This is a genomic window from Micromonospora sp. LOL_024 (assembly GCF_048060415.1).
GTDB lineage: Bacteria > Actinomycetota > Actinomycetes > Mycobacteriales > Micromonosporaceae > Micromonospora.
In genome coordinates this window covers 1-16,278 of the sequence record NZ_JBHMIS010000019.1, presented here as the reverse complement: position 1 = coordinate 16,278, position 16,278 = coordinate 1, and the positions used below count along the sequence as shown (strand labels likewise).

Genomic DNA, 16,278 nt, shown 5'->3' with positions numbered 1-16,278 from the left:
GCACCCCCTTCTCGTGTGCTTGGTCTGGTCAGCTGGCGGGCAGGGTGGTGAGGTCCTGCACCAGGACGTTGGACAGCACTGGGCCGTCGTTGCGGACCTCGCGCAGATACCAGCGCTGCACCGGGCGGTGCTCGGTGGGGTGGAACTGCCAGTCCCCGCGCGGGGAGACGACCCGCCCGACCTGCCCGATCGCGGCGTTGAGCTTCTCCCCGCTCACCTCGCCGTCGATGGCGGCGAGGGCCCGGTCGAGGACGGCGGCGGCGTCGTAGGAGGCCATCGCGAAGGTCGTCGGCTGGCCCGGGTGGCTGGCGGCGGACCAGGCGGCGACGAAGTCCTGGTTGGCTTGGTTGGCGAGGGTGGGGCTGTAGTTGAGGACGTTGCGGATGCCGGTGGCCGCGGGTCCTTGCGCGGTGAGTACGGATCCTTCGGTCAGGAAGCCGGCGGCGTAGAGCGGGACGTCGGCAAGGTCGGACTGGGCGTACTGCTTGACGAACGCCACCGCCGCGGCCCCGGCGTAGAAGGTGTAGACGGCCTTCGGTTTGGTCTCGGCGGCCTTGTTCAGGTACGGCAGGAAGTTCTCCGTCGCCGGGAACGGCGTGAACAGCGTCTTCCCGTTGGGGTTGGCGAGTTTCCCGCCGAGGCGGGTGAAGGTGTCGGTGAAGCCCCGCAGTTCGTCGTAGCCGCCCTGGTAGTCCGGGCCGATCGCGTACACCTGGCCGTCACCGACCTGTGCCTTGACGTACTCGGCGATGGCGATGCCCGGCTCGTCGGAGTTGTAGGAGGTGTGCCAGGTGTAGGCCAGGTCGCGCGGCTTGCCGCCGACCGGCGCGAACGCCGGTCGGGCGTTCGCGCCGAGCAAGGGGATCTTCCGCTGCGTGGTGAGGGTCTGCACCTTGTCGACCGTCGCGCCGCCGACCAGCCCGGTCAGGGCGACCACCTGGTCGCGTTCGAGGAGCTTCTGCGCGGCGGGGACGGCCGTGGCGGGGCCGTCGCCCTCGTCGGCCACGACCAGGTCGACCTTCCGGCCGCCGAGTTTGCCGTCATGAGTGTCGAGGTAGAGGCGGAAGCCGCGCTGCATGTCCTCGCCGACGGTGGCGTAGGTGCCCGACAGTGAGACCAGCAGCCCCACACGGACCGAGCCGGAGTCGGTGGGGGTGCTGCTGCACGCGGCGCCGGTCAGCAGGAGACCCACAGCGGTCAGGGCGGCGAGCCCACGTCGCGGGTGTGGTCGGGGATCAGACATCGAAGATGCTCCTTCGTCAGGGGCGAGGGGTGGGTTCCGCAGGTGCTCAGGGCTGCGCGACCGGCGAGCGGGACGTGGCCTGGGTGATGACGTGCTCGATGAGGGCGATGAGCAGCCGGCGGACGCTGTCGCGGTCGCGGGCGTCGATGTCGACGATCGGCACGTCCGCGGCTAGGGCGAGGGCTTCACGGATGGCCGATGCGGGGAAGGAGCGGGCACCGGGGAACTGGTTGACCGCGACGACGTAGGGCAGCCGGACATGGTCGACGTAGTCGAGGTGCCGAAACGAGTCCTGCAGGCGGCGGGTGTCGACCAGGACCACGGACCCGGCGGCACCCCGGACGATGGCGTCCCACATGAACCAGAAGCGGTGCTGGCCCGGGGTGCCGTAGACGTAGACGGTGACGCCGTCGACGTCGAGGCGGCCGAAGTCCATCGCCACCGTGGTGGTGGTCTTGGCCGGCATGAGGGTCGTGTCGTCGTCGGCGTTGCCGGCGGACATGCGGGCCTCGGTGGTGACCGGTGCGATGTCGGAGACCGCGCCGACGAGGGTGGTCTTCCCGACGCCGAACGGCCCGGTGAGCACGATCTTCAGGCTCGGCGGCCCGCCGGCGGGTCGCCGGACGGTGAGGGCGGGTGCGGTCATCGCCGGCCGGCCGCCGCGGTGGTGAGTGTGCCGGCGAAGGCGGGGGTGAGCTGGTCGCCGACCTGCTCGGCGAAACGGCCGAGTTCCTCGGTGACGAACGCGAGGTCGGCGTCGCGGCTGGCCAGGGTCAGCAGCGACGCGCCGGTGCTCACCGCCACCAGAATCAGGAACCCGTGCGCCAGTTCGGTCAGGTTGCCCCGCACCCCGCCCGCGGACAGGTCGCGGGCGGCACCGTTGAGCAGGCTGTTCATTCCGGCCGCCACCGCGGCGAGGCGCTCGGCGGCGTCCCGGTTGAGCCCGTCGGTCCAGGCCAGCAGCAGCCCGTCGGCCGACACGGCCACGGCCTGGCTGATCCCGGGCACGCGGGCGACGAGGTTGGTGTTCAGCAGGTAACTCAGATCGCTCATGACTGGCCCTTCGACTGGGGAAAGCGGCGCTCGAGGCCGCGCTGGTAGGCCCCCGCCGTACGGGCCAGGCCATCGATCGAGCGGACCGGCGCGTCGGCAGCGGGCAGGGGCGGGGGTGTGAACGCGGACATGGGCTGCCGCTTCGGCAGGCCGTTGGCCGTGGTGGTGTCCTGCCCGGGCAGCCCGCGCGCAGGGGTGGAGGGCATGTGCACCGTGGCGCCCTCGACGAACCACGCCGGCGCCGGCAGGTGTCGGGCTGTCTCGTCGTAGGCCGGCGTCGACTCCGACTCAGTCGCCCGACGGGGCACCGGAATCACCGGCAGCGCCTGGGTAGGGCCGTCCGCCGCGCTCGGGGTGGACGACCGGCGTCGGGTGGGCAGCGCGGCCGAGCCGCCGCGCCGGGCCGGTACCGCCGTGGGCAGGGTGAGGGTGGACGCGGGCGTGCCGCCGGGAGCACGCCGGCCGGCGATCGGGCCGGTGGGCAGCGCGGCCGGCTCAGGAATGCTGATCAGGAGCTTGTCGGCGGGGATCTCGACTTCCGCGACCGTGCCGTGCGGCTGTCCCGGCAGCAGCCGCACGCGCAACCCGTGCGCCGCGGCCAGCAGCGCGACGGTGGCCAGGCCCTGGCGCCGGATGTGCTCCACCTCGATCATCGGCGCGGGTTCGGCCAGCTCGGCGTTGAGCCGAGCCAGCAGGTCCGGCTTGATGCCGGGCCCGATGTCGGTGACCTGGATGATCGCCCGGTTGCCCAGAAGATGCCCGGTGACCACCGCGTCGCCGGGGCTGTACCGGGTCGCGTTGTCCAGCAGCGACGCCAACAGGTGCACCAGGTCGTCGATTATGGGTGGCGGCACCAGCACCCGCTCGTCGATCACACCGAGCCGCACCCGCCGGTACTCCTGGATCCGGCCCTGCGCCGCCTGCGCCACCGTCACCAGCTCCGCCGGCTGCGGATGCACCGCCCCCAACGACCGTCCCGACAGCACCAACAGGCTCTGCGTGGCGTGCAGCAACTGCGCGGCGAGACTGTCCACCGCGAAGAACGTCGCCAGGGTCGCGGCGTCCTTCTCGTCCCGCTCGGCCATGTCCAACTCGCGCAGCAGCCGATGCGTCATCCCCTGACACCGCCGACCCACCGCCTCCACCGCACCGGCGGCCACCCGCCGCTGCCGCGCCAGATCCGTCGAGATCCGGTACGTGTTCAACGCCAGCGTGTCGAACGCGGCGGCCACCTCGTCCACCTCGTCCCGCGCCGGTCCGGGTGCCAGCGCGGAAGGCGGCGGCGGAACCGACGCCGGGTCGGCAGGATCCGCCGCCTCAACGCGGCGGACCAGGTCCGGCAGGTCCCGCTCCGCGACCCGGGTCACCGCGTCACGGACCCGCCGCAGCCGCCGCGCCAACGCCCGACCCTGCCGCCACGCCAGCACGGCGGCGGCCACGGTCAGCGCCACGGCGACCGCCGACAGCACACCCGTGGTCATCCACTGCTGTCGGCGTTGCCGCCCCACCTCGGCGGCGATGTCCGCGTCGACGCGGGTCTGCACCTCGTGCAGACGGTCGCGCCGCTCACTACTGGCCGCAGCCCACCGGGACGCGTTCACCCGCAACCGCTGACCCACCTCAGTGCGGGCGACCTCGTCGTCGAGACGCTGCGCCGCGAGGACCTGCGGCCCGGACAGCGCCTTGTCCAGCCACGACCGCCACCGCGCCGGCGACCGCTGCGACACCGCCAGCAACGCCTCGTCATACCCGGCACGGGTCGCGGCCAGCTCCCGCTGCACGGCTTGCGACACCACGGCGCCGTTGTTCGCGACAACAGCTGCCTGTTGGATACCCGCGTACTGTCCGGCCTGCGACAACGCCGCCGCCACCCGCAACTGGTCGGCCACCGCACCGTCCGCACCGCCGACCTGACCCACGGTCTCCCGCACCGCCAGCCCCTGCGCGAGCACCGCCCGATACCGCACCAGCACCGCCGTCAGCGACGCCGACCGCGCCTTGACCTGCTCCCGAAACACCGGAAGCAACCGCAGCTGCTCGTCGAACGGCCCCACCAGCCGACTGACCGAAGCCGAAGCATCGAGCTCGCCGCGGCGCTGCCGGTAGGCGTCCACCGCCCTGTCGGATGCCGCGACCTGCTCGAGATAACCGTTGAGGCTACCCGCCGGATCACCGACCAGCCCGCCGGCGACCTGCCGCTCCCGGTCGAGTTCGTGCAGCACCTCACCCACCGCGGCCGACACCGCCACCAGCGACTGCAGGCGGTCGGCGCTGCGCGCCTGACGGCTCGTCGATGCCACACCCCAGGAGGCGAAGACCAGAGTCGCCGCCAACGGGATCAGCAGCAGGAGCGCAAGCCTCCGAGCGACAGGCACAGCAGTCCTTCCCACGGTCCGGCGAATTGGCGCGGTCCTCCGCGCTACGGTCTTGCTCTGCAACGGGCCGGGGCATAACCCAGGCATCGTCGGCGACGAGAGTGACTAAAGGCGAAGACCGTCGATGTCGGTAAGGCTCGCCGTGCACGTCTGACAATCCGCCGACAATCCGCCCTTACTCGATGGCGGCCAGCGCGCCTGGGATGGCCGACGAACATCGCCTACCGACGCGCTGCACCGCGGCTTGACCCGTCGAGGCCGCCCAATGTCCGGGCCGGTCAATGTCGGAGCTTTGTCAGAGGTCAGGGCATCGGGTTATCGACATCCGCGCACGCGGCCGTTAATGGGGCATCACCGTGAGCGCCAGCGGCGCGGACATCGGTGACGGGCGAGCCGGCCGCCGGCTGGTTCGCCTGCCTGTGCCCAACGCTCCCGTAGGAGGGATGTGCCATGGCCCCACGAACCATGCCCGAACCGGCTGAGGTCGGTCGCCGAGCCGCCGAGATCCTCGACCTGATCACACGCCACTCGTCGTCCGAGCGGCTGCGCAGCTCGTCGATGAAGTACTCCAGCTGCTGGGCGACCTTCACCGGGTACCCGGCGATCAGCCAGTGGTCCCTCGACCGGGACGCGGGCCCGTTGCTGACCGAGGCGATGCGGGTCCTGGCGCTCAAGGCCGCGGTGTTCGAGCTCTCCGGCGGCGACGAGGAGGCCGCGGAGCTGCTGGTGCCGGCGCCGGTCGACGAGATGATCCACGCCGTGCTGGCCCAGTTCACCCTGATGTCCCGGATGCAGCGCGACCTCGGGGTCACGTTCCCGCACGCCACGGAGTTGGAGGAGTTCACCTACACCCGCGGCTGCCTGACCGACGCGTACTACGCCGCCGCCGGCTGGGGACCGCAGCCGCTGCGGTACTGGCTGGACTCCGCCGAGGTGACCCGCCGCCTGAACCAGCTCAACGCCCACTACCAGGCCGCGGGCCTGGGACGTGACGGACGCAGCCACGACTTCGACTTCGACCAGCCGGACCCGGCGACCGCGCCCGTCGGGGTCAGCGGTTAGCCAGCTCCACCGACAACACCCGCCGCATGGCCGCCACCACCTGCTTCGGGTCGAATCTCTCGCCGGCGAGGCGCTCGGCGCGGGCGACGGCACCGAAGATCTGCTCCGACGGGGCGTCGCGCAGCACGGCGACGAGCCAGCCTTCCAGATCCACCAGGTCGGCAGGAAGCACCAGGGATGCAGGCGTCGGCGCCGGTCGTGAGGTCTGGTCGGGGACAGGCTCACCGCGTGAGGCGTATCGGCCCGGTGGCAGTCCGACCCGGTACGGGTGCACACACACCGCGATGCCCTCGGTGGTGACTCGCCATCCGATGTCCGGGTTGTAGGCGAACTCGGGTCCGGGCCGGTCGACCACGTCGAACTGGCCCGGCCCGAGTTGCTGGGCGGGACACACCACGCACGTCTGCTCACACCACTGCGGTAGCGGCCCGGACATGGCGCAGATGCTACGGCAACCAGGAGGTATCAGGCCATGACCGTCTTATCCCCTCCCCGGCCCGCCACCGTCGACCGCGCCCTACGCGACGCCCAGCGATGGTGCACCGGACACGCCATCGACGACCGCCCCGCCTTGGCCCACGCGGTCCGGGTCGCCGTGACCATCGGCGAACATGTGCTACACCCGGACCCGGATCTGATAGCTGCAGCGCTGCTGCACGACATCCCCGACTTCGCGCCCCGCACGCCGGACATCTACCAGGTTCTCGCCGTCGCCTACGGCCCGCAGGTACCGAGGATCATCGCCGCCCTGCAGGCCGAGCACCGGGCCCTCGACATGCCGGACCCGCCCATCCGCGTTGACGACCTGCCGGTGCTGCTCGCCTCGACCGCCGACAAGATCGTCGCGCTGACATCGCTGCTGCGACGGGCGCATACCAGCGGCGACGTCACCGACTTCCTCCGCAGGCGCCCGGCGCTGCTCACGTTGCTGCCGCACTTCCGGGCCTTTCACCAGGCAGCCCATCCCCGAGTGCCGGCCGCGATGTCGGCACGCCTCGACACCGCGCTGGCGCTGCTCGAGAGAGCCGCCACCGGCATTCAGGCGGCGAGCAAACCATGATCGCCATTAGTGCCGCATTCGCGGACCAGCTGCGCCGTGACCTGCTCACCGCCGCCGGCCACGAACAGGCCGGCTGGCAGATCACCCAGGAGTGGGAGCTGTCGACAGTGCAGCGGCTGCACCTAGGCGACGGCAGCAGTGTGATCTGCATGCTCGCCACATCGCCGTTCACCGGCGAAGCCGCTGTGCTGCGGCACCTCAACCAACATGGCGCCGCCGTGCCCCACCTGCACGGCTACACGCTACGGCCGCATGCACTGGGCATGCTGACGGACGACCTCGGCGACCCCCTCCGTCCAGCAACTATCGCCGAGGCCGCAGCCGTCGCCAGCGCAATTCACGCCATCCCGCCGGTGCCCACGCTGCCCGTGTTCGAACAGCGGACCCTGGCGCGCCTGCCCGAGCAGGCGCTCGCCGCGCTCGACGAGCTGCACCGCCAGGGTCGCTTCGTCGACTCCGGCGCGGCCGAGGAACTGCTGCGGCGGCTGGCGGCCGTGGCGGGCAGACGCGCCGACGGCGCCGAGCGAGAACCCTTCGGGCTGTGCCACGGCGAGTTCCACCGCAGCTCGCTGCACGTCAGCCGCGCGGGATGCCGTCTCGTCGACTGGGCGAAAGCAATCACCGGACCAGGGCTGCTCGACCTCGCCACCTGGTTCGGCACCCGCAACGCCGCAGACCCCGCCCAACTCACCCGCCTGATCAGCGCCTATGTCGAGGCTGGCGGCAGCACCGACGCTCACTCGGACCGCGGTGGCCTGCCGGCGGCTCAGTGGGCGCTGGGATGGCACCGCGTGTGGGCAGCCTGGTGGTTTCTGACCACGGCCGCCGCAGGCCACCATCAGCCCCACACCGATGGCTCTCACGCCCAGGTCGTGCACCGCCAACTGCACGCTGCCGCGCAACTGCTCGACGCCGCCCCGTTTGGCGCGTCCGGAGTTCATCTCACTACCGCGGGAAGATCCTTATGCAGCGCCTCATCGTGGACACCCACGCCTCGTCCTGCTACTTCCGCACCTCCGTCGGCGGGGATGGACGCAAGGCGTTGGTGCAGATCACCGAACGGTGCAACCTGCACTGCGCCCACTGCTTCGTCTCCTCGACCGCAGTTGGGTCTGACCTGTCCCTGGGCGACTTCACCACCCGAGTGTTGCCCCGGCTGCTCGACGCCCGAGTCGAACGCCTCACGCTCACCGGGGGCGAGCCCTTCGTCCACCCCGAGCTGATCGCCATGTGCCAGGCGGTGGCCGATCAGGGACTGCCGGTGGGCATCTGCACCAACGCGACGCTGACCCGCGACGCCGATATAGCCGCCTTGGCCGCCTTGGGCAACGTTCACGTCAACGTGTCCTTTGACGGGTTCCGGCCCGACAGCCACGGCAAGTTCCGCGGCGACCGGTCGTCGTTCGCCACCACCGTCACCACCACCCGCAAGTTCGCCGAGGCCGGCCTCCTCAAGGGCCTGCTGTCCACGCCCAACGCGCTGACCGTGCCGCAGGAGTTCGCCGACCTGTGCGCCTTCGCCGTCGACGTCGGCGCCGAGTACGTGCTGATGAATCCGCTGTCCTCCTTCGGGCGAGGGGTGAAGAGCCGCAGTAAGCTCGCCGCCACCATGGCGGCCATGGACGCCATTGCGGTGGTGACCGACCGCTTCGCTGACCAGCTCGACCTCGTGCGCATCCGGTTCCCCAACGACGACCTGCCGCTGGGCGGTTGCGACGCAGGGAAATTGATCTATGTTTTCGTCGACGGGCAGGTCGCCGTGTGCCCCTACCTGGTCTTCGCCGCCCGCACGCCGGCCTCCACGCACCACGACACCGAGTTTCTGACCGGCAACATCCTCGATAGTGAGGTTGTCACCGGCCTCGACGCCTACGACTTCCACGGCCGCCATCGGCTCGGAGCCAACCCGACCTGCGGCTCCTGCACGCTGGCCGGACAGTGCGGCAAGGGCTGCCCCGCCGCGGTCGTCGCCGCGGGTGGGCGCATCGGCGACGTCGACACCGAGCAGTGCCCCGTCACAGCACCACACGGCCGTCGACTGCTCCCGCTATACCCAGCCAAGGGGTGAGCAGCCTGTTCATCGCCGTGGAGGGTCCCAACGGAGTCGGCAAGAGCACCGTCGCCCGCCTTCTGGCCGACCGCCTCGCCGAACTCGGACCGGCCGGGGTCCACCTGACCGGCGAGCCCACCCGCACGCCTCTGGGCCAACTTCTGCGCCGGCAGGAATCCTTCCTGCACGGGAAGGCACTGGCCCTCGCTCTGGCCGCCGACCGCGCCGCGCACATCGAGACGGAGATCATCCCCCGGCTCGACGACGGACTCCACGTCGTGACCGACCGGTACGTCGCCTCCTCACTGGTGCTGCAACGCATCGACGGCCTCGACCTCGGCGAAATCTGGTCCTACAACCGCTACGTCCTGCCCGCCACCGTCATCTACCTCGAAGACCACCCAGAGGTCATCCGCACCCGCCTGGCAGCCAGGCCGCACCTGACCAGGCTGGAACTGGCCGGCTCACCCGAGAAAGAACTCGCCCTCTACCGCGACGCCGCCACCCACCTGCACCGACAGCAGTGGCGCCAACACGTCGTCGCCTGCCACGGCCTCAACCCCGAACAGGTCGTGGACACTATTCTCGCCCTGCTACCCGCCGACGGCCCCTGACCAGCGAGGCTCACCGTGCTGTCCATCCTGACGATCAACGTGCAGGCCGCCGCCCTCGCCCGTGCGCAGAACCTTCTGACCTGGCTGCTGCAGCGCGATGACCACGTGGTCATCCTGACCGAAACCAGCAACGGACCCGGCACCCGGCACCTGCTCACCGGCCTGCGCGCAGCCGGGTTGTTCATCACTCACCAGCCCTCACCCGAGGGCGACCGCGGCTGTGCCATCGCCAGCCGCATCCCCACCCGCCCAGCCCCACATCTCACCGCAGGTATCAGCCTGCCTGGCCGGGCCCCCGCCCTCACCCTCGACACCGACCCTGCCGTGACAATCCTCGGCCTCTACGTCCCCTCCAGCGACCGGGCACCAACCAAGCTCGCCAAGAAGCGGACCTTCCTCACCACCGTCACCGACACCCTGGCCCGACTACCCACCACCGACCGCGCACATCTGATGGTCGGCGGCGACTACAACGTCATCAGCCGCGACCACCAACCCCGCTACCCCGGCTTCCGACCCTTCGAGTACGACTTCCTCGACGCCCTCACCGCACTCGGGCTCTGCGACGTCCACCGGACTCTGCACCCCGAAGTGCAGGCACACAGCTGGATCGGCCGAGCCGGCAACGGATACCGCTTCGACTACCTCCACGCCGGCCCCGGGTTACTGCCCCATCTGGCAGCCGCGGCCTACCTGAACCAACCTCGGCTTGAAGGCCTCACCGACCACTGGGCGCATAGCGCCGACATCGACATACGGCGTGCCGGCGGGCGCGGTGCCGGTACTGGCAACACCGAAGCTCCCTTGACGTCCCGTACGTCTTCCCAGACGAGCGGCAGAATAGGCCAGTGACCCTCTGGACGATCGCGACGGCGGCGGACGAAGCCCGCCGCCAAGCGACGGTCGCTGTCCTCCCCATCGGCAGCTTCGAACAACACGGCCCACACCTACCGCTCGCCACCGACACCATCGTGGCCAGCGCCATCGCCACCGCGCTGGCGGAACGTTACGACCTGTTTCTACTTCCGCCAATCACCCTCTCCTGCTCTCACGAGCACGCTGCGTGGCGAGGAACTGTCAGTCTCAGCTCGACCACCCTCACCGCCATCATCAACGACGTCGTGGCGTCCCTCCATAGGCAAGGCATCGACCATCTCGTTCTCGTCAACGGGCACGGCGGCAACTATGTGTTGTCCAACATCGTCCAAGAGGCCAACACTGACCGGCCACGCCTCGCACTGTTCCCGGGTCGCCAGGATTGGGACCAAGCACGCCACGACGCCGGACTGCGCAGCACCACCCACGACGACATGCACGCCGGAGAGATCGAAACGTCGATCCTTCTCCACGCCGCACCGCACACCGTCGGCCCGGACTTCGGAACCGCCGATCACCTCACGGAACGGCCGCACCTCCTGACACTCGGCATGATCGCCTACACGAGCACCGGAGTGATCGGGCAACCATCACTGGCCACCGAAGCCAAGGGACAGGCCGTGCTCGCCAGCCTTGCCCGCAGCTTCGAGGACACCCTCGCCATGCTTACCCGTCAATAGGCCAGCACTCCGCCACGCGACACAATTCTCCCGGCGGCACCCACCACTCACTGCGCGCCAGCCGAAACTCGAAGGAGCCCACATTGCGGAGCCGCGAAGTCGTCCCCGGCCGCACCATCGCCGCCGTCTTCGACCACGGGGAAGACTTCTACGACGCCCTCGACCGCACCTGCCGCGCCCACGACATCCGTCAGGGCTACATACCCACCTTCATCGCCGGCCTCGCCACCGCGGACATCGCCGGCACCTGCGAACGCCTCGACAACCCCGACGCCCTCGTCTGGTCCAAAGTCCATCTGACCAACATCGAGGCCCTTGGCGGCGGCACCCTCGCCTACGACCCCGACACCGACACCATCCAGCCGCACATTCACCTCACCGTCGGCTTGAAAGCGCACAGCGCCACCGCCCACACCAGCCACCTGCTCGCTGCGACCGTTCAATTCCTCACCGAAATGATCATCGTGGAGATCGCCGGGCCATCGATGAGGCGCGTCCGCCAAACCGACCTCTACGACGTGCCACTCCTGCAGTTCCCTTGAAGACAGTCGAGCGCGACGGCCCAGGCTACAGCCGGCACAGGCGGGGCGGCAACAGCCCTGGAACTCGACCACCTCAGACCGGCGCCGACGTCCTGACAGCCGCGCTCGTCAGATTCCAAATCAATGTGTCGTAGGTGTCCACGACCCGCAGTACCGGCACGCCGAGTGAGCGAATCATCGCGTCGAGTTCATGCTGCACCTGTTCACCCGAGCGCTGGGAGCTGACCACCCGCTCCACCTCGACGAACGCGCCGAGCCCGTCGACGACGTCCACGCATACCGTCGCGCCGTCCCAATCGCCGGTTCGGCGCTGCTTGACGATTCGTACGGTTGGCACCCAACCCATCGTCCCTAGAGCAGCGTGCATCGCGTCACGGTCGAAGATCACGCATTCGTGCTCCAGGCAAGCCATCTCGTTGTCGATCGGCTTCTTCACGGTGAACAGATGGCGCCCATCCTGCGTGCGCAGACGCGCGAACGGAACACCGACCTTCGACATTCCGTACGACCAGCCGGCTGGTGCGTACGCCTGGTCGTCCTGCACCGACGGCTCCGTCAACACCACCTGCCGCCGGGCGAGCGCGGTGATCAACTCTTGCAGGTCGTCGACGCGGTACTTGGCTTCAACCTCATGATCATTGCTCGCTGGCTCGTGGGTCACGAGCAGGGAGCATACGAGAATTGCAGGTCACGTGAGTTCCGAACTCCCGCGGGCGATGTCGGAGCTTTGTCGGAAGAATGTTGGAAGAAGCCGCTGAGTAGCCGACGCATCACAGACCTGCACTACAGTGCTCCCACGCCACTGTGTCTCGCCTCGCGCGAGCGTTCGCACCCATCGGGAGCTGCTGATGTCGAGCGTGCCACCACAAGACGTGGCCAGGGCATGGATCGCTCTTGGTCAGATGCTGGCCCGCAGCCGTAAAGCCGCTGGTTACACGCAAGAGACGTACGCGCCTCGGGTGAGCTATGGACGGAGCACGATCGCGAACGTCGAGACCGGCCGGCAGCGAGTGGGACGCGACTTCTGGACCCGAAGCGACGAACTGTTGGGGACCGGCGGCAGACTGTCCCAGGAATACGACCGCATCCGGCTCGCCAGCACCCGGCACATGCCCAGCGGCATGGCAACCACTCAGACGTTTCAGGCCGCGGCGGATCCATCGTCCTCCACCGCTGTGGAGACGGTCGCTCGCACGCCCGGAACCGACTACCTGATGGGCGAGTGGAACAGTTTCTCCACGCTCACCAGCATGCTGGCTCAGCAGCGCCAGGCCGTGTCACCCGACGCACTACTGGGTCTAATCGAGGCCCACCGTGATTGCCTGTCGACGCTGTACCGCAAAGCCGGCCGTGCGCCCATCCGCGCTGACATCGGAGCGATGCTCGCCGAAGCCTCGATCGTCGCTAGCCGGCTGTGGAGCGCACAGGGCAACCGTGGCCTCGCGCTCGCTCACTGTGCCTACGCTCGCCAGCTCGGCGACAGGCTCGGCAGCCGCAGGATCAGCGCGACAGCACGCATCTTCGAGAGCAACCTCCACTCGGAGGCCGCCACGCTGATCGACGCAGACGGCGACGTCATGATCGGTCTGCGGCTCCTCGATGAGGCTGCCCGCGCGTCCACCGATCTCAGTCCCGCCGCACGAGCCCGGGTAGCTGCCGAGCAGGCCCAGGCCTACGCTGCCCTGCGACTTTCCCGGGAGGCCACGGCGGCCCTGAAGCGGGCAGAAGAAGCGGTCAACGACTTGTCACCCGCTGACTGTGTCGGCCTCTACAGCGACTGGAGCAGCGCCCGCCTCCTCGTCTATGCGGGCACATGCCATCTTCTTCTCGGCCAGCCCCACCAGGCTGTGACCGTGCTCGAAAGTGCGGTACAGATGCTGGAACACGACCATGCCAACGTCAACGTCGCCTTGGCGGCAGCCGTAGACCTCGCCAGCGCCTACGCCGAGGCCGGCGAACTCGAGCAATCCTGCACCCTGCTCGGCAACACGTACGATCAGCTGAAAGCAGGTGGAAACCATCGAGGCATCGCTCGAGCTCAACGAGCCCGGCAGCGGTTGGCCCGATGGCGCGACGAGCGGGTTGTCCTCGAACTCGAGGAGCAGATGGCCGCCTAGCGGGCAGCCGGCGACCCGCCCGCACTCAACAGCGAGCTGACGGCGGCTACCACGGTCGTCGGGTCGAGACTGTCAAGTACCAGGTCAGGTTCGTAGGATGCAAGCTCTTGGCGCCCAATCCGGTGAGCGACGACAGCAACGCGAAAATCGGCGTGACGTGCGCAAGCGATATCGTTGGGCGCATCCCCGATGACGATCGCCCGAGCGGAATCCAGCGGTTCACCGTAGACCGCGGAGTAGCGCTGAGCTACGACCGCCGGAAGCTGAAAGCGATCCCGAGCGTCCGACCCGAACCCGCCGATGCGAAGATCAAGAAGCTCATCCAAGCCCGCCACGTCCAGCTTCACCTCGGCGGCCGAACGCAGGTTGCCGGTCAGCACGGTCTGAACGAAGCCACGTTCGTGCAGCTCCGCGATGCTCGCCGCAGCACCTGAATATGGCGGCTGGACCTCAGCCAACTCCTGCCGACCCTCCTGCATGACCGCGGCGATGGCCTGACGGAAGGCGGGTACGCCCGCCTCCGCGGCTGACGGGTCCACGCCCGAAGCGATCGCCGTGTCCACGGCGATCGACTCGTCCGTATACCCATGCACCTTCTTGTCAGGGAAGACAACCTCGGACTGCGCGATGCCGTACGCACGAGCGATCGCGCGCGTCAGCCAACGCAAGTCCGCGGGGATGAGCGTCCCGTCAACGTCCCAGATGACCAAGCCGGCGCTGCTGTGGTTCATAGATTCATCGTCGCACGGGCACGAGCAGCTAACCCTGCCGAGCACTCCGGGTTCGCGGTCGGACCGAAAGGGCAAGCGGGGATGCGGTCGCGGCAGCGGGTGTCGGTGGATTGTCATAGTCCGATGACATGCCTGTCCGACAACACCCGACGTCGGCGACTGTAAGTGAGCCTTCCCCGAAAGGCCCCCGGACGGATCGTCCGCGCATAGCTGTCCGGACGGCACCTTCGCTGCCCTACGTGGTGATCATCGCGCTGGCCGCGGCTGCTGCCGATTTGCTGATCCAGCCACGGACATGCAGCGCGTCCGGCGGCGGGGATGGCTGTTCGCTCCCGATCGCCTGCGAGTGTTGGAAGGAATGTCCGCAATGTTCTTCGATGTCGTCGTCGTCGGCGCTGGCCCAGGTGGTCTGGCTTGTGCCCACGAGGTCGTGCGCCAGGCCCAGGGCCTGCGGGTGCTGCTGTTGGAGGCCGGGCGGGGGATGCGGAATCGGCCGTGCCCGGTCGACCGAGGGCTGCGTTGCACGGGGTGCGCCGGGATCTGCAACGTGATCAGTGGCTTTGGTGGCTGTGTGCACTACGGAGACGGGGTGAAGTTGAGCTTGCTGCCGTCCGGCCGCCGCCTGGTCGATCACTTCGGTGAGGACCGCGCGGACGAACTGTGCGAGCGCGCGTTCCAGTTCCTGACCGCTCCACTGCCAGAGCCACCCACTCTGAGTGGCACGAGGCTTGGCGCGCCAGTCATCAAAGCGTTTGCCGGGAACGGCCTGGCCATCCGGGAGTACCCGGTCGCGGTCTTGGGGGAGACGCAGGTCCGGGACATGCTCACGGCGCTGCACGGCTTCCGCAACGACGCTCTGGCCGTCTGGGAGAAGTCGGAACTTGTCACCGCCGCCCTGGAGGGGGACCGCCTGACGCTGGCGGTAGCGACCCACGGTGGCCTCGTCACCGTGGAGACGGCACGTCTGGTGCTGGCCACGGGCCGGCACGGGGTGACCACCACTCACAACCTCCTGACGGCGTTCGGGGTGCAGACGATCGCCCCGGACATGTCGCTCGGCGTACGTCTCGAGACGAGGGCCGAGGTGCTGGCCGCGATCGGCGTCGAGCACCCCGATCTGAAGATCACCCAGTTAGAGCGAGTGGACCGTAAGACGAAGACGTTCTGTTTCTGCGGCGGCCCGAACGGTGGTCGGATCAAGTTCACCAACTACCAGCGCTCCTTCGGGCGGGAAGTGATCACTCTCGACGGGCACGAAACCAGTGAACGCCTTCCCGGGGGACGTTCACTGGCAGCCAACTTCGGGCTGCTGTGCCAGCTCGCCAGACCCGGCACCAGCACCGAAGTCCGGGCCGAGATCCTGTCCGATTACTGGCGGCTCAGCGGAGGCCGGCCGGTGGCGCAGAGTCTGCGCGCGTTCATGAACAAGACGGCCGAGCCGCGTAGTTGGCCGGAGTTGGCTGCGGCAGTGACGTTCGAGCCGTCCGTCAAGGACTTGACTACTGCCCGGCTTGACAGCTTGTTCACCGGCGCCGAGCACGTCAGCCTTATCGAGAGCCTCCGCCGGGTCATGGGCTCGATTCTGGACCACGCCGACGCCGGCTTGTCCGTGGATGACCTTGTCGACGATGTTCTCGTGATCGGGCCTGAGGTCGAGTTCTTGTGGGACCGGGTCCCGGTCGACGAGGACTGCAAGGTGCGGGGCCTACCGATCTACGTGGTCGGAGACGCCGCAGGGATCGCCCAGGGCATCGTGCAGGCTGCCATGATGGGCGTTGCTGCCGGCGACGCCATCGCGTCCGGTATGCCGGCATCAGGGTCTTTGCGTTGTCGATGTGCGGGGCTGTGAGCTGGGCTGACGTGTCGATTGGGGTC

General features: G+C 68.9%; 17 protein-coding genes. 9 read left to right on the top strand and 8 right to left on the bottom strand.

What is annotated here, in order from left to right:
• Window positions 1-28 precede the first annotated feature (28 nt).
• Genes ACFHWY_RS19015 through ACFHWY_RS19000 form a run of 4 tightly spaced genes read right to left on the bottom strand, consistent with a single transcriptional unit; the run spans window position 29 to window position 4,671 of the window.
• Window positions 29-1,243 (bottom strand): ABC transporter substrate-binding protein, encoded by a 1,215-nt coding sequence (locus ACFHWY_RS19015; RefSeq protein WP_416581557.1) that lies wholly within the window; start codon window positions 1,241-1,243, stop codon window positions 29-31.
• 46 nt (window positions 1,244-1,289) lie between these two features.
• Complete coding sequence (locus tag ACFHWY_RS19010; protein ID WP_416581556.1) at window positions 1,290-1,889, bottom strand: GTP-binding protein; 600 nt, start codon at window positions 1,887-1,889, stop codon at window positions 1,290-1,292.
• Window positions 1,886-2,296, bottom strand: coding sequence for a roadblock/LC7 domain-containing protein (locus ACFHWY_RS19005; protein WP_365062698.1), 411 nt, complete (start codon window positions 2,294-2,296; stop codon window positions 1,886-1,888). Before ACFHWY_RS19005 ends, ACFHWY_RS19010 begins: the two co-directional genes overlap by 4 nt.
• Window positions 2,293-4,671 carry a nitrate- and nitrite sensing domain-containing protein gene (locus tag ACFHWY_RS19000; RefSeq protein WP_416581555.1) on the bottom strand — a complete coding sequence of 793 codons (2,379 nt, stop codon included), beginning with the start codon at window positions 4,669-4,671 and terminating at the stop codon, window positions 2,293-2,295. Before ACFHWY_RS19000 ends, ACFHWY_RS19005 begins: the two co-directional genes overlap by 4 nt.
• A 450-nt stretch (window positions 4,672-5,121) precedes the next feature.
• Here ACFHWY_RS19000 and ACFHWY_RS18995 point away from each other — a divergent pair, with 450 nt between their 5' ends.
• Complete coding sequence (locus tag ACFHWY_RS18995) at window positions 5,122-5,733, top strand: hypothetical protein (RefSeq protein ID WP_416581554.1); 612 nt, start codon at window positions 5,122-5,124, stop codon at window positions 5,731-5,733.
• Here ACFHWY_RS18995 and ACFHWY_RS18990 read toward each other — a convergent pair.
• Window positions 5,723-6,169, bottom strand: coding sequence for a hypothetical protein (locus ACFHWY_RS18990; RefSeq protein ID WP_416581553.1), 447 nt, complete (start codon window positions 6,167-6,169; stop codon window positions 5,723-5,725). The genes ACFHWY_RS18995 and ACFHWY_RS18990 overlap by 11 nt on opposite strands.
• A 36-nt stretch (window positions 6,170-6,205) precedes the next feature.
• Here ACFHWY_RS18990 and ACFHWY_RS18985 point away from each other — a divergent pair, with 36 nt between their 5' ends.
• Window positions 6,206-6,793 (top strand): metal-dependent phosphohydrolase, encoded by a 588-nt coding sequence (locus tag ACFHWY_RS18985; RefSeq protein WP_416581552.1) that lies wholly within the window; start codon window positions 6,206-6,208, stop codon window positions 6,791-6,793.
• A gap of 242 nt (window positions 6,794-7,035) precedes the next feature.
• Here ACFHWY_RS18985 and ACFHWY_RS18980 read toward each other — a convergent pair whose 3' ends face one another.
• The gene (locus tag ACFHWY_RS18980) at window positions 7,036-7,734 is read right to left on the bottom strand and encodes a hypothetical protein (RefSeq protein WP_416581551.1); all 699 of its coding nucleotides are present in this window, start codon (window positions 7,732-7,734) and stop codon (window positions 7,036-7,038) included.
• A 23-nt stretch (window positions 7,735-7,757) separates the two neighbouring features.
• On the opposite strand from ACFHWY_RS18980, the gene ACFHWY_RS18975 reads away from it, so the two are divergent.
• From ACFHWY_RS18975 to ACFHWY_RS18955, 5 genes are all read left to right on the top strand, one after another.
• Window positions 7,758-8,861: a radical SAM protein gene (locus tag ACFHWY_RS18975; protein ID WP_416581550.1), complete on the top strand. Its 1,104-nt coding sequence runs from the start codon at window positions 7,758-7,760 to the stop codon at window positions 8,859-8,861.
• Entirely contained in the window at window positions 8,858-9,457 is a 600-nt protein-coding gene (tmk, locus tag ACFHWY_RS18970) for a dTMP kinase (RefSeq protein ID WP_416581549.1), read from the top strand. The genes ACFHWY_RS18975 and tmk overlap by 4 nt, the downstream gene beginning before the upstream one ends.
• Before the next feature lie 15 nt (window positions 9,458-9,472).
• The gene (locus ACFHWY_RS18965) at window positions 9,473-10,309 is read left to right on the top strand and encodes an endonuclease/exonuclease/phosphatase family protein (RefSeq protein WP_416581548.1); all 837 of its coding nucleotides are present in this window, start codon (window positions 9,473-9,475) and stop codon (window positions 10,307-10,309) included.
• Window positions 10,306-11,013, top strand: coding sequence for a creatininase family protein (locus ACFHWY_RS18960; RefSeq protein WP_416581547.1), 708 nt, complete (start codon window positions 10,306-10,308; stop codon window positions 11,011-11,013). The genes ACFHWY_RS18965 and ACFHWY_RS18960 overlap by 4 nt, the downstream gene beginning before the upstream one ends.
• Before the next feature lie 83 nt (window positions 11,014-11,096).
• The gene (locus tag ACFHWY_RS18955; protein ID WP_416581546.1) at window positions 11,097-11,555 is read left to right on the top strand and encodes a PPC domain-containing DNA-binding protein; all 459 of its coding nucleotides are present in this window, start codon (window positions 11,097-11,099) and stop codon (window positions 11,553-11,555) included.
• A 73-nt stretch (window positions 11,556-11,628) separates the two neighbouring features.
• Here ACFHWY_RS18955 and ACFHWY_RS18950 read toward each other — a convergent pair whose 3' ends face one another.
• Entirely contained in the window at window positions 11,629-12,216 is a 588-nt protein-coding gene (locus ACFHWY_RS18950; protein ID WP_357500103.1) for a class IV adenylate cyclase, read from the bottom strand.
• A gap of 187 nt (window positions 12,217-12,403) precedes the next feature.
• Here ACFHWY_RS18950 and ACFHWY_RS18945 point away from each other — a divergent pair, with 187 nt between their 5' ends.
• Window positions 12,404-13,672: a helix-turn-helix domain-containing protein gene (locus ACFHWY_RS18945; protein ID WP_357500101.1), complete on the top strand. Its 1,269-nt coding sequence runs from the start codon at window positions 12,404-12,406 to the stop codon at window positions 13,670-13,672.
• On the opposite strand, the gene ACFHWY_RS18940 is transcribed toward ACFHWY_RS18945, so the two are convergent.
• Window positions 13,669-14,403, bottom strand: coding sequence for an HAD family hydrolase (locus tag ACFHWY_RS18940; RefSeq protein WP_416581545.1), 735 nt, complete (start codon window positions 14,401-14,403; stop codon window positions 13,669-13,671). The genes ACFHWY_RS18945 and ACFHWY_RS18940 overlap by 4 nt on opposite strands.
• Window positions 14,404-14,770: 367 nt before the next feature.
• Between ACFHWY_RS18940 and ACFHWY_RS18935 the strand changes: the two genes are divergently transcribed.
• Window positions 14,771-16,252 carry an FAD-dependent oxidoreductase gene (locus ACFHWY_RS18935; protein ID WP_416581544.1) on the top strand — a complete coding sequence of 494 codons (1,482 nt, stop codon included), beginning with the start codon at window positions 14,771-14,773 and terminating at the stop codon, window positions 16,250-16,252.
• The last annotated feature ends 26 nt before the right edge of the window (window positions 16,253-16,278 follow it).